The 13,297-nt window shown below is 67.1% G+C and carries 11 protein-coding genes; 1 reads left to right on the top strand and 10 read right to left on the bottom strand.

What is annotated here, in order from left to right; all coding sequences use genetic code 11:
- Positions 1 to 167: 167 nt before the first annotated feature.
- From AC0ZJQ_RS02625 to AC0ZJQ_RS02580, 10 genes are all read right to left on the bottom strand, one after another.
- On the bottom strand, positions 168 to 869 hold the full coding sequence (locus AC0ZJQ_RS02625; protein ID WP_155551086.1) for a phosphoglycolate phosphatase: 702 nt from the start codon (positions 867 to 869) through the stop codon (positions 168 to 170).
- Positions 866 to 1,540, bottom strand: a complete 675-nt coding sequence (gene rpe / locus AC0ZJQ_RS02620; protein ID WP_155551087.1) for a ribulose-phosphate 3-epimerase — start codon at positions 1,538 to 1,540, stop codon at positions 866 to 868. The genes AC0ZJQ_RS02625 and rpe overlap by 4 nt, the downstream gene beginning before the upstream one ends.
- Before the next feature lie 102 nt (positions 1,541 to 1,642).
- Complete coding sequence (gene gabT, locus AC0ZJQ_RS02615) at positions 1,643 to 2,923, bottom strand: 4-aminobutyrate--2-oxoglutarate transaminase (protein ID WP_476477307.1); 1,281 nt, start codon at positions 2,921 to 2,923, stop codon at positions 1,643 to 1,645.
- Positions 2,924 to 3,080: 157 nt separating this feature from the next.
- A complete protein-coding gene (gene gabD, locus AC0ZJQ_RS02610) occupies positions 3,081 to 4,547 on the bottom strand; it encodes an NADP-dependent succinate-semialdehyde dehydrogenase (protein ID WP_314020081.1) in 1,467 nt (488 codons plus the stop codon).
- A 12-nt stretch (positions 4,548 to 4,559) separates the two neighbouring features.
- Positions 4,560 to 5,387, bottom strand: coding sequence for an ABC transporter permease (locus tag AC0ZJQ_RS02605; protein ID WP_003290604.1), 828 nt, complete (start codon positions 5,385 to 5,387; stop codon positions 4,560 to 4,562).
- 43 nt (positions 5,388 to 5,430) lie between these two features.
- Positions 5,431 to 6,684, bottom strand: a complete 1,254-nt coding sequence (locus AC0ZJQ_RS02600) for an ABC transporter permease (RefSeq protein WP_314020080.1) — start codon at positions 6,682 to 6,684, stop codon at positions 5,431 to 5,433.
- Between the two features lie 63 nt (positions 6,685 to 6,747).
- A complete protein-coding gene (locus tag AC0ZJQ_RS02595; RefSeq protein ID WP_391639296.1) occupies positions 6,748 to 7,779 on the bottom strand; it encodes a polyamine ABC transporter substrate-binding protein in 1,032 nt (343 codons plus the stop codon).
- A 44-nt stretch (positions 7,780 to 7,823) separates the two neighbouring features.
- Positions 7,824 to 8,933, bottom strand: a complete 1,110-nt coding sequence (locus tag AC0ZJQ_RS02590; RefSeq protein WP_077682659.1) for an ABC transporter ATP-binding protein — start codon at positions 8,931 to 8,933, stop codon at positions 7,824 to 7,826.
- 148 nt (positions 8,934 to 9,081) lie between these two features.
- The gene (locus tag AC0ZJQ_RS02585) at positions 9,082 to 9,711 is read right to left on the bottom strand and encodes a response regulator (protein ID WP_314020078.1); all 630 of its coding nucleotides are present in this window, start codon (positions 9,709 to 9,711) and stop codon (positions 9,082 to 9,084) included.
- A complete protein-coding gene (locus AC0ZJQ_RS02580) occupies positions 9,708 to 12,125 on the bottom strand; it encodes a PAS domain-containing sensor histidine kinase (protein ID WP_476477306.1) in 2,418 nt (805 codons plus the stop codon). Before AC0ZJQ_RS02580 ends, AC0ZJQ_RS02585 begins: the two co-directional genes overlap by 4 nt.
- 96 nt (positions 12,126 to 12,221) lie before the next feature.
- Here AC0ZJQ_RS02580 and AC0ZJQ_RS02575 point away from each other — a divergent pair, with 96 nt between their 5' ends.
- Positions 12,222 to 13,292 (top strand): DUF3530 family protein, encoded by a 1,071-nt coding sequence (locus AC0ZJQ_RS02575; protein ID WP_476477305.1) that lies wholly within the window; start codon positions 12,222 to 12,224, stop codon positions 13,290 to 13,292.
- Positions 13,293 to 13,297 lie beyond the last annotated feature (5 nt).

Raw genomic sequence — 13,297 nt, 5'->3', positions numbered from 1 at the left:
TTGAGGGGCGTACAGAGAGGTTCGCAAACGCACCGGCGCGGAGCCGGTCGGGACTGATCAGGCGCGCCAGCGCCAACGGGCCAGGGCCTTGATGACCTTCATCCACTGTTTGCGGGTAACCACCACGATCTGATCTCTTCGGCGGGGGTAGCGGGAGTCGGGCCACACTAGCGCAGCCCGGAAACCGAAGCAACCAGCAGGCGCAGGTCATCCAGCACCAGCGCGGGGCGCTCCTCGGCAATCGGCCGGCCGTGGTTGTAGCCGTAGGCCAGCCCTACGCAGCGCACGCCGGCAGCATCGGCGGCGCGGACGTCGTTGCGCGAATCTCCAACGAACAGCGACTCGGCCGGCGTTGCGCCCGCTTTCTCCATCACCCAGAACAGCGCAGCGGGATCGGGCTTCTGCTGCGGCAGCGTATCGCCGCCGACCAGCCAGCCGAAGTAGCCGCCCAGGCCCTTCTCTTCGAGCAGCGGCGCGACGAACTGGGCCGGCTTGTTGGTGATCACCGCCAGCGCCACGTCCCGCGCGGCGAGCCAGTCCAGGCACTCGCGCACGCCCGGGTAGACGCTGGTCAGCGCATGGCTGCCGGCATAGGCCTGCATGAACAGCGCGAGCGCCGCGTCGGTCTCGTCCTCATCGATGCCGGCGTGCTCGTAGCTGCCGGCCAGGGCGCGGCGCACCAGCACGCGCGAACCGTTGCCGACCCAGTCGCGCACGCGCTCGATGCCCGCCGGAGCGCGGCCGAGCTGGGCGAGCATGCTGTCCACCGCCGCGGCCAGATCCGGCACCGAGTCCATCAGGGTGCCATCCAGATCGAACATCACCAGCCGCGGCAGCTGGCCGTCGAACAGTTGCTCCAGACGCGTCATGGCCGCGCCAGCGCCAGCTCGGCGCGCATCTGGTCGATCACCGCCTTGTAGTCCGGCTGGTTGAAGATTGCCGAGCCGGCGACGAAGGTATCGGCGCCGGCCGCGGCGATCTCGCGGATGTTGTTCGGGTTGACGCCGCCGTCGATCTCCAGGCGGATTTCACGACCGCTGGCGTCGATCAGCGCGCGTGCTTCGCGCAGCTTGTCCAGCGTGCCGGGGATGAACTTCTGCCCGCCGAAGCCGGGGTTGACGCTCATCAGCAGGACCATGTCGATCTTGTCCATCACGTACTTGAGCACGTCCAGCGGCGTGGCCGGGTTGAACACCAGGCCGGCCTTGGCGCCGCCGTCCTTGATCAGCTGCAGCGAGCGGTCGATGTGCTCGGAGGCTTCCGGGTGGAAGGTGATGTAGCTGGCGCCGGCTTCGAGGAAGTCGCCGATCATGCGATCCACCGGCTTGACCATCAGGTGCACGTCGATCGGCGCGGTGACACCGTGCTTGCGCAGCGCCGCACAGACCATCGGGCCGATGGTCAGGTTGGGCACGTAGTGGTTGTCCATCACGTCGAAATGGACGATGTCCGCGCCCGCGGCGAGCACGTTGTCCACTTCCTCGCCCAGGCGAGCGAAGTTGGCGGACAGGATGGACGGAGCGATAGCGAACGGCTGCATGACGACCTCGGATGGCACGGGCGGAATGCCGCGCATTGTACCCGAGGGGTCAGGATTGCGGCGCGCCTGACATCCGCTGGCGGATGCCGGCGCGCCTCTGCATCAGGTCAGCTCGTCGAAGCACTCGCCGATGATCGCCAGGCCACGGTCGAGCAGCTCGTCCTCGGCGGTCAGCGGCACCAGCACGCGCAGCACGTTGTAGTAGGTGCCGCAGGACAGCAGGATCAACCCCTTGTCCCGCGCCTTGGCGACGATCTGCGAAGTGAGCGCCGCCGCCGGGCGCGCATGGTCGCCGTCCTCGAACAGCTCGATAGCGATCATCGCGCCGAGGCCGCGCACTTCGCCGATCTCCTTGTGCTTCGCCTGGATCGCCTTGAGGCCGGTGGTCAGCTTCTCGGCTACCGCCTTGCAGCGGTCGAGCAGCTTCTCTTCCTCGAACACCTCCAGCACCGCCAGCGCCGCCGCGCAGGACAGCGGGTTGCCCGCGTAGGTGCCACCCAGCCCGCCGGGTGCGATGGCATCCATGATCTCGGCCTTGCCGCATACGCCGGCAATCGGGAAACCGCCGCCGACCGACTTGGCGAAGGTGGTCAGGTCGGCGACCACGTCCATCTGCTCCATGGCGAAGAAGGTGCCGGTACGCCCGGCGCCGGTCTGCACCTCGTCGGCGATCAGCAGGATGCCGTGCTCGTTGCAGAGCGCGCGCAGGCGGGCCATGAAGTCCTTCGGCGCGACGTTGAAGCCGCCCTCGCCCTGTACCGGCTCAATGATGATCGCGGCGATATCGCGCGGCTCGGCGTCGTTCTTGAAGATGCGCTCGATGCTGGCGATCGAGTCGTCGACGCTGACGCCATGGATGGCGCAGGGATACAGCGCACGGAAGATGCCGCCCGGCATCAGGCCCATGCCGGCGGAGTACGGCACGACCTTGCCGGTCAGGCCGAGCGTCATCATGGTGCGGCCGTGATAGGCGCCGGTGAAGGCGATCACGCCGGCGCGGCCGGTGGCGGCGCGAGCGATCTTCACCGCGTTCTCGACCGCCTCGGAGCCGGTGGTGACCAGCAGGGTTTTCTTGGCGAAGTTGCCCGGCACCCGCGCGTTGATCTTCTCGCACAGCTCGACGTACGGCTCGTAGGCCAGCACCTGGAAGCAGGTGTGGGTCAGCTTGTGCAGCTGCTCCTCCACCGCCTTGACGATTTTCGGGTGCAGGTGTCCGGTATTCAGCACGGCAATGCCGCCGGCGAAGTCGATGAATTCGCGGCCTTCGACGTCGACCACACTGCTGTTCTTCGCATGGTCGGCAAAGATCGGATGGATCTGGCCAACGCCGCGCGGGACGGCAGCGACACGGCGTTGCATCAGGGATTCGTTGGTCTTGCTCATAAGCTCCTCGGTAGCCGCTCATCGTCGGCACGGGTCGGAAAGAACGCCAGGAAGCGAGCGCGGCAGCATACGATGATCGACTGCCGCGCCATCCGAGGCGTTCGGATTACAGTAAAACTCCGTGCATTATTTTGCACGCCGATTTTGGCCCGGCGAATCAGATGCCGCCCAGGCACAGGTATTTGATTTCCACATACTCATCCAGGCCGTACTTCGAGCCTTCGCGGCCGAGGCCGGAGGCCTTCATGCCGCCGAACGGCGCGACCTCGGTGGAGATCACCCCGGTGTTGATGCCGACCATGCCGTACTCCAGCGCCTCGGCGACGCGGAACACCCGGCTCAGGTCGCGGGCGTAGAAATAGGCGGCAAGGCCGAACTCGGTGTCGTTGGCTTGGCGAATCACCTCAGCCTCGTCACTGAAGCGGAACAGCGGCGCCAGCGGGCCGAAGGTTTCCTCGCGCGCCACCACCATCTCGGCAGTGACGCCGCCCACCAGCGTCGGCTCGAAGAAGTTGCCGCCCAGCGCATGGGGTTTACCGCCGGCCAACAGGGTGGCGCCCTTGTCCAAGGCGTCCTGCAGGTGGCGCTGGACCTTGGCCACGGCCGCGGCATCGATCAGCGGGCCGGTGGTCACGCCCTCCTCCGCACCGTTGCCGACCTTCAGCCGCGCCACCGCCGCGGCAAGCTTGTCGACGAAGGCGTCATAGATGCCGTCCTGCACGTAGAGGCGGTTGGCACAGACGCAGGTCTGCCCGGCGTTGCGGTACTTGGAGATCATCGCGCCCTCGACCGCCGCATCCAGATCGGCGTCGTCGAAGACGATGAACGGCGCGTTGCCGCCCAGCTCCAGCGAGAGCTTCTTCAGCGTCGGCGCGCACTGCTGCATCAGCGTGATGCCCACCGCCGTCGAGCCGGTGAACGACAGCTTGCGCACGATGGGGTTTTCGCAGAGTTCGGCGCCGACTTCGCGGGACGTGGCGGCATCGGCGGTGATCACGCTGAACAGCCCCGCCGGAATGCCCGCGCGCTCGGCCAGCGCGGCCAGTGCCAGTGCCGAGAACGGTGTCTGCGGCGCCGGCTTGAGCACCATGGCACAGCCGGCGGCCAGCGCCGGTCCAGCCTTGCGGGTGATCATCGCGCTGGGAAAATTCCACGGTGTGATCGCGGCGGTGACACCGACCGGCTCCTTCTGCACCAGGATGCGCTTGTCGCCGGCGTGGGCCGGAATCACATCACCGTAGAGGCGCTTGCCCTCCTCGGCGAACCATTCGAGAAAGGATGCGGCGTAGGCCACCTCGCCCCGCGCCTCAGCCAGCGGCTTGCCCTGTTCGGCGGTCATGATGCGCGCCAGGTCTTCCTGATTCTCCAGCATCAGCTCGTACCAGCGGCGCAGCCGCGCCGCGCGCTCCTTGGCGGTCAGCGCACGCCAGGCCGGCTGGGCTGCCTGCGCGGCCTCGATGGCGCGACGGGTTTCACCGCGGCCCATGTTCGGCACCGCACCGATCAGCTCGCCGGTGGCCGGATTGAAGATCTCGGTGCGCGCGCCGCTGTCGGCCTCGCACCATTCACCGTTGAGATAGGCGGTTTGGCGCAGCAGATCGGGTTGCCCCAGTTGCAGAGTCATGTGCGAATTCCGTCAGGCAGGTTGTTGGGTGCGCAGCTTCTCGGCACGGCCACGCAGCCATTCCAGGGTCAGCAGCAGCACGATGGAGAAGCCGATCAGCAGCGTCGCGGCGGCGGCGATGGTCGGGCTGAGGTTTTCGCGGATGCCGCTGAACATCTGCCGCGGCAGGGTGATCTGCTCGGGGCCGGCGAGGAACAGCGTCACCACCACTTCATCGAACGAGGTGGCGAAGGCGAACAGCGCACCGGAGATCACTCCCGGCGCGATCAGCGGCAGCGTCACGCGGAAGAACGCGGTCAGTGGCGAGGCCCCGAGGCTGGCCGCGGCGCGCACCAGGTTGTAGTTGAAGCCCTGCAGCGTCGCCGACACCGTGATGATCACGAACGGCACGCCGAGCACGGCATGCACGAGGATCAGCGACAGGTAACTGTTGCCCATGCCCAGCGGCGCGAAGAACAGGTAACTGGCGACGCCGATGATCACCACCGGCACCACCATCGGCGAGATCAGCACGGTCATCAGCAGCGCCTTGCCGCGAAACTCCGCACGGGTCAGGCCGACCGCCGCCAGCGTGCCGAGCACCACGGCGAGGGCGGTCGCGGCCGGCGCGATGAGCAGGCTGTTCTTCAGCGAGCGCATCCAGTCTGCCGAGGTGAACAGCGCCTCGTACCAGCGCAGCGAGAAGCCCTGCAGCGGATAGACCAGGAACGAGCCGGAGTTGAACGACAGCGGCACAATGACCAGCACCGGCACGATCAGAAACAGCAGCACCAGCGCGCAGAGGATGCGCAGCGCGTAGTACCAGGCCCGTTCGACGGGCGACATGTAGGGGCTCAGCATGAACGTTCTCCTGCCAGATGCATCATGGAAGTCGCGACCGTCATCAACCCAGCCGCAGTCGGCTGGCGCCGACCAGCCAGCTGTAGATGACGTACAGCAGCAGCGTGGCGAGCAGCAGCAGCCCGCCGAGCGCCGTGGCCATGCCCCAGTTGATGGTGGTGTTGGTGTAGAAGGCGACGAAGTAGCTGACCATCTGGTCGTTCGGGCTGCCGAGCAGCGCCGGGGTGATGTAGTAGCCGATGGCGATGATGAACACCAGCAGGCTGCCGGCACCGACCCCGGCCAGCGTCTGCGGGAAGTACACCCGCCAGAAGCTGGCGAACGGATGACAGCCCAGCGAGACCGCCGCACGCATGTAGCTCGGCGAGATGTTCTTCATCACGCTGTAGATCGGCAGGATCATGAACGGCAGCAGAATGTGCACCATGGCGATGTACACACCGGTGCGGTTGAACACCAGCTGCAGCGGCTCGTCGATCAGGCCCATCTTCAGCAACGCACCATTAATCAGGCCGCCGGACTGCAGCAGCACGATCCACGCTGCCACGCGCACCAGGATCGAGGTCCAGAACGGCAGCAGCACCAGGATCATCAGCAGGTTGCTCTGCCGCGCCGGCAGGTTGGCCAGCAGATAGGCCAGCGGATAGGCGAGCAGCAGGCAGATCGCGGTGATCACCAGGCCCATCCAGAACGTCCGCGCAAAGATGTCCAGATACACCGCCTGATCCGGCGAAACCTTGGCCAGCTCGCCCAGCTCGTCGATGCGATGATCGAGCGCCGCCAGCAGGTAGTAGCCGGTCACCGCGCTGTCGTTACGCTGGATCACCTGCCAGAACGCCGGGTCGCCCCAGCGCTCGTCGAGCGCTTCCAGCGCCTCCTGATAGGACGCCGGCACCTCGCGAAACGGCAGCGCCCGTGCGGTCTTGGTCAGCAGGCTGCGGTAACCGGCCAGCTCCATGTTCAGCCGCTTGGACAGATCGCCCAGACTCTGCTCGCGACGCGCCTGATACAGATCCTCGGCCAGCGCCTGATAGGCCGGCTCCGCCGGCAGGCCACGGCCATCCCATTCGGCCAGCGCCGCCAGCGTGCGCGGCAGCGTGTTCACCACCTCGGGGTTCTCAACACTGCGCCAGAGCAGCGAGGCGATGGGCACCAGAAAGGTCAGCAGCACGAACAGCAGCAGCGGCAGGATCAGCGCCTGCGACTTGAGCTTGTTCACCCGTTCGGCCCGTGCCAGTCGCTGTTTCAGATTGGGCTCGGCGATCTGGTTCGCCGGCAGGGATATTGCTGTGGCCATGATGACTCCGCGATTCGTTCCGATGGCTGGGACCGGCCCCGCCAGTGCGGCGGGGCTCCAGGGTCAGCGTGCTGCCCAGGCGTTGAAACGCTGTTCGAGCTGTTCGCCGTAGTCGGCCCAGAAGGTCACGTCCATCGCCACCTGGTCGGCAATGTTCTCCGGCGCGGTGGGCATCTGCGTCAGGCGCTGCTCATCCAGCAACGGCACCGCCTGGGTGTTCGCCGGGCCGTAGGCGATGTTCTCGGAGTAGGCCTTCTGCTGCTGCGGCTCGACGCTGAAGGCGATGAACTTGCGGGCCAGTTCCTGGCTCTTGGCGCCCTTGGGGATGGCCCAGGAATCGAAGTCGTAGATGCCGCCGCTCCAGACGATCTGCAGGTTGCTTTCGTCCTGCACCGCGGCGATGCGGCCGTTGTAGGCGCTGCTCATCACCACGTCGCCGGAGGCAAGGAACTGCGGCGGCTGCGCGCCGGCCTCCCACCACTGAATGTGCGGCTTGAGCTGGTCGAGCTTTCTGAACGCGCGGTTCTGCCCGTCCTTGGTCGCCAGCACCTTGTAGACGTCCTTGGCCGGCACGCCATCGGCCATCAGCGCGAATTCGAGGGTGTACTTGGCGCCCTTGCGCAGGCCGCGCTTGCCGGGGAATTTCTCCGTATCCCAGAAATCCGCCCAGCCGGACGGCGCGCTCTCGAGCTTGTCGGCGTTGTAGGCCAGCACCGTCGACCAGACGAAGAAGCCGACGCCGCAGGGCTGGATCGCGCCTTCGACGAAATCATCTGGATTACCGACGATGCCCGGGTCGAGTTCCTCGAACAGGCCTTCATCGCAGCCGCGCGACAGCTCCGGCGATTCCACCTCGACCAGATTCCACGACACGCTGTTGGTGTCGACCATCGCCTTCACCTTGGCCATCTCGCCGTTGTACTCGCCGGCGATCAGGTCACCGTGACCGGCGGCTTCCCAGGGCTCGTAGAAGGCTTTGACCTGCGCCTGCTTGTTGGCGCCGCCGAAGCTCACCGCGGTCAGGCTTTCGGCGGTGGCCTGGCCGGCACAGACGAGTCCGAGCGCCAGCGCGGACAGTTTCAGGTAGTTGCTCATACCAGTTCGCTCCATGATGCAGTTGTTAGGGTTCTTGTAATGCCTCAGGCCGCCTGCAGCGGGTCCAGCGCACGCACGTGCTCGACATGCCAGCCGATCGGCACCACATCGCCGACGCGCAGGGCGTGGTCGAACTCGGCAATCGGCTGCTTGACGAAGAAATCGCTGACCCCGCAGACCTCCAGGCGAATGCGGATGTGGTCGCCGAGGTAGATGAACTCGGCAACACGGCCGGTGAAGCGGTTCGGGCAACTGGCGCTGGCGCCGTTGAGCAGCACGCGCTCCGGGCGAATCGACAGGTTGACCGGACTGCCCGTGGCGCCGACGTTGACCGCCAGCGCCTGGACGGTTTCGCCGCGCTCCAGCTTGACCGTGCAGCTGTCGCCGCGCTGTTCGAGCAGGTGCGCCGGCAGACGGTTGTTCTCGCCGAGGAAGTTGGCGACGAAGGTGTTCAGCGGCTTTTCGTAGAGCGTGCAGGGGTCTTCGATCTGCTGGATCTGCCCCTGATGGAACACCGCGACGCGATCGGACATGGTCAGCGCTTCGCCCTGATCATGGGTGACGTAGACCACGGTGACGCCGAGGCGCTGGTGCAGGTGCTTGATCTCCATCTGCATCTGCTCGCGCAGCTGCTTGTCCAGCGCGCCCAGCGGTTCGTCCATCAGCACCAGTTGCGGCTCGAACACCAGCGCCCGCGCCAACGCCACGCGCTGCTGCTGGCCGCCGGAAAGCTGCGCCGGATAGCGATTGCGAAAGCCCTCCAGCTGCACCATCGCCAGGGCACGCTTGACCCGCTCCTTGATGTCCGGCTTGGGCATGCCGCGCACGCTGAGCGGGAAGGCCAGGTTTTCCGACACGGTCATGTGCGGGAACAGCGCATAGTTCTGGAACACCATGCCCATGTCGCGCTTGTGCGGCGGCACGTTGTTGATCGCGCGGCCATCGAGGAGGATTTCCCCCGCCGTCGGGGTTTCGAAGCCGGCCAGCATCATCAGGCTGGTGGTTTTGCCCGAGCCGGACGGCCCGAGCAGGGTGAGGAATTCGCCGCGGCGGATGTCCAGATTCAGATCCCTGACGATCAGCGACTCGCCGTCATAGCTCTTCTGGACGCCGCGAAAGCTCACCAGGATATCGTTCGCCGTTGACTCGACCATGCTGCTGCACCTGCCTAACCGTTGAACCGTGGCCACAGCGTAGAAGGGCAACGGGCACGGCAAAATCAGTACAGCGGAGCGATTGGCCTAGGCGTTGGGGAGAGTCGTGTGTAGGGAACGCCCTACACGACGGATCGGCGGGCGGTGCTCAGACCAGCTTGTGTTCCAGGGCGTAGCGCACCAGGTCGGCCACCGAATGTGCCGCCAGTTTCTGCATCAGGCGCGCCTTATGGGTGCTGATGGTCTTGCTGCTCAGCGCCAGCTTGCCGGCGATATCGTTCACCGAATCGCCCTGCACCAGCCGTTCGAACACCGAATATTCGCGTTCGGAAAGCAGCGCATGGGGCGGTCGCGAATCGGTCAGACCCACCTCGAAGACCATGCGGTCGGCCAGCGCCGGGTCGATGTAGCGACCGCCGCCGGCGACCTTGCGCAACGCGGTGAGCAGCAGCGCCGGCTCGCTGTCCTTGGTCGCGTAACCGGCGGCGCCGATCTTCAGCGCCCGCGCCGCCATCTGCGCCTCGTCGTGCATCGACAGCACCAGCACCGCCGGTGGCTGGTTCAGCGCGCGAATCCGCGGGATCGCCTCGAGACCGTTGACGCCCGGCATGGAGATATCCAGCAGCACCACGTCGCAGCTGACCTGGCGCAGCTGGTCGAGCAGCTGCTGGCCGTTGGCGGCCTCGCCGACCACCTGCATGTCCTGGGCCATGCCGATCAGCTGCTTGATTCCCTCGCGGACGATGGTGTGATCCTCGGCGACCATGACTCTGATCATGACGACAGTGCTCCCGTGCTGGCGGCTGTTGAAAGCGGCGCGGGGTCCAGCGGCACCCGCGCGGTGATGGTGGTGCCCCGACCGGGCTGGCTGTCGATGCTGAGCTGCCCGCCAAGCATCTGCACCCGTTCGCGCATGCCGACCAGGCCGAACGAACTGCCCGGTCCGCGGGCCGTCTCGGCAAAGCCACAGCCGTCGTCACCGACGCGCAGGCAGAGCATGTCGCCCTCGACCGTCAGCTGCACGCTGACCGTCTGTGCCTGGGCATGGCGCATCACGTTGGTCAGCGACTCCTGCAGGATGCGAAACAGGCCGATGGCCTTGGCGTTGCCCAGCGGCAGCGGGCATTCCGGCACCTCGACCAGACAGGCCACGCCGCTGCGCTCCTCGAAACGTCGCCCCTGCCATTCCACTGCCGAAGCGAGGCCGGCGTCGAGAATTGGCGGGCGCAGCGCGGTGGCGACGTCGCGCACACGCTGGAACAGCTGGGCGATCAGCCGTTTCATGCTCTGCAGGCGTTGCGCCAGGGCCGGATCGAGGCCGGCGAAACCGAGCTCGCACATCGAGATTTCCAGCTTGAGCACGGTCAGCACCTGGCCCAGCTCGTCGTGCACTTCGCGAGCGATGTGCGCCTTCTCTTCCTCGCGCACCGTCTCCAGGTGCGCCGCCAGCTCACGCAGCTGCACGCGCGAGGCCGCCAGCTCCAGCTCAATGCGCTTGTTGTCGGTAATGTCCCAGACGATGCCGTCCCACACCTGACGGCCGCCCGGCTGGCCACGCACGGAGGCGCGGATGTCGGCCCAGCGCACTTCGCCGTCGCGGTTGAGGATGCGCCCCTGCCAGCGCCAGTCCTTACCCTGCTCCAGCGCCAGCTGCTGGCTGGCCCAGTAGTCGGCCTCGTCGTCGGCATGCACCAGACTGCGAATACCCCGCTCCGGCTCCAGCAGGCGCTCGGCGGAATAGCCCACCAGGCGCTGACTGGCCTCGCTGATATAGGCAATGCGCACCGCGCCCTGCGGCGTCTCGCGCTCCAGGCGGAACACCAGCCCCGGCACGTTGCCAGCCATGGCCTTGAGCCGCGCCTCGCTCTCCTGCAGTTGCGCACTGGCACGGCGGCGTTCGGTGATATCGGCGAGAAACACCACCAGATACTCGCGACTGCCGAAGCGCAGGAAGCTGTAGGTGATCGCCGCGGGAAAACGCTGGCCGTCGGCGCGCTGCCATTCGCACTCATGCACTTCGCGGTCGTTTTCGCCGGTGCGTGCGGCGCGCCAGCGCTCGAGCCAGGCATCCATCTGTAGCGCTGGATCGAGCGCATCCAGCGGGCAGTCCAGCAATTCGCCGCGGGCATAGCCGAGCAGCGACTCGGCCGCCTGGTTGGCGTAGCGCACGCGACTGTCCCAGTTCAGCCAGAGGATACCGACGGTGCTGTGATCCAGGCAGAACTGCGTGAGCCGCTGCGACTCCTCGGCGGCCTCGCGCAGCTCGATGTCGCGCCGCGCGGCCTTCAACCGGGTTTCCAGCAGGCCGTGTTGATGGCGCTGCCAACCGAACATCAGCAGGCAGATCAGCAGCAACACACCGAGCAGCAGGCTGAGGCTGCGCCAGTAGCCAAGCTCGCGGCCGAGGTCGATGCTGCGCGGCTTGAGCCACTGCTCCTGCAGCTGGGCGAACTCCCGCGCCGGGAACTCGCGTATGGCGCTGTCGAGCAGCGCGGCAAGCGCGGGACTGTCGCGCCGCGAGGCGATGCGCAGCAGTTGCGGGCTACCCAGATCGCCGACCACCGCCAATGGCGCGTACTCGATCTGCTGCGACAGGCGGCCGAACAGCGGCTCGTCAACGACCGCGTAGCTGGCCTTGGCTTCGAGCACCTGGCGCAGCGCATCGGCCTGGCTGGCTGCGGTCAGCACGGTGATGTTCGGGTAGTTGGTGGCGAGGAATTCGGTGACCGAGCCCGGCCCCTCGGCCGCGATCAGCTCGCTGGGATGCAGCAGCTCAAGGTCGATGGCGCGCGGGCCGTCGCGGTCGCCGACGAGCAGGCGCGCAATGCGCAGAAACGGGTCGCTGTAACGCCACAGCCGCAGGCCGGCCGGCGTCTGCCGCAGACCGGGCGCCACATCGATCAGTCCTTCGCGGGCGGCCTTTTCGAGCGCGGCCTCATCGTCGAAGCGGCGCCAGTGCAGCCGCACACCCAACTGCGCGGCGATCTGCTCCATCAGCTGCACATGGAAGCCTGACAGGCGCCGCTGACGCTGGTCATACTCGGCATAGGGCGCGCCCATCACCACTCCCACGCGCCACTCGCGCTGCCCATCCAGCCAGACTCGCGCACCCTCGTCCTGCGGCGCGGCATGCGCAGCGAGGGGCAAAAGCAGCACGAACAGAAGGAGGCGGCGCAGGGTGGAAGCAAGCATATATTCACGCAATTGATGGGCGTGCCGACACGCTGTTGTAATGCATAAACCCTGCCGGCGCCAGCATGGCTCCGGCCTCGATACGGGAGATACTTCATGCGTCGCGTGCCTGCTTTCGCGCTGGTGCTCGGCTTCGCCATTGGTGGCGTTGCGCCACAGTTCGGCGCTGCGCAAGAGCCGCAGCCGCCAAAGCAGAATCAGGCGGACGAAGCCCCGACCACGCCACGATCAGCCGTGCAGCCGCGCAGCGCCGCGCTGGCCGACGGCTTGCGCCGACAGCTCGACCGCGCCGCGCAACTGCAGCTTGGCGGCGATGACGCCTTTCTCGCACTGTGGCAGCCGGCGAATACGGCCAAGCCGCGCGGGGTGCTGATCATCGTGCCGAGCGAAGGCGAAACCGCCGACTGGCCGCGCGTCGTCGCACCGCTTCGCCGCGCGCTCCCCGAGCATGGCTGGCACACCCTGAGCCTCACGCCCACCGATGCAATGACCGACCCGCTGGCGCGCCTGACGACGCCCGCGCAAGCCTCCATCCCAGCATCGACCGAGGACGCGGCAGAAGCCGATGCGGCGGGGGACGACGCGGATGCCGATGCCGATGCCGATGCCGATGCCGATGCCGATGCCGAGCAAGCCTCGGCGCAGCCCGCCAGCGCCGGCTATCTGCCCGAGCAGACCGCTCCCGCCGATGACGAGCCGCCCGCGGAGCCGACGCCGCCGGAGCAGGACGCCACGCCCGCGAGTCACGTCGACCGCATGCAGGCGCGCCTCGCCGCCGCGGTCGAGCATGCACGGTCCGCGAAGCCGGCGGAGATCGTGCTCGTCGGCCACGGCACCGGGGCCTACTGGGCGAGCCAGTACCTGGCGCAGATGCAACCCAAGGACATCCGCCAGCTGATCGTGATCGAGCCGCAACGACCGGCATCGGCCGAGCAGTCGCTGGAAGACCTGCTGTCGGCGCTACCGACCGCGGTGGGCGACTTCCATACCGATGAACGGCCGGCGGCGCAGCGGCAGGCGCTGCAACGACGCAACGCGGCGCGCCGGACCGGCCATCCGGACTATCGTCAGGTCGCCTTGCCGACGCTGGCCGCCGATCGCGACGGCGCGCAGCAACAGCTGGTGCGCCGCGTACGCGGCTGGCTGGATCGCCAGCCGTCACGCTGAGAGGC

The sequence above is a fragment of the Stutzerimonas sp. 21-1 genome (genome assembly GCF_056336065.1).
The sequence above is the reverse complement of the archived record's forward strand: the minus strand, read 5'-3'. Positions and strand labels throughout refer to the sequence as shown.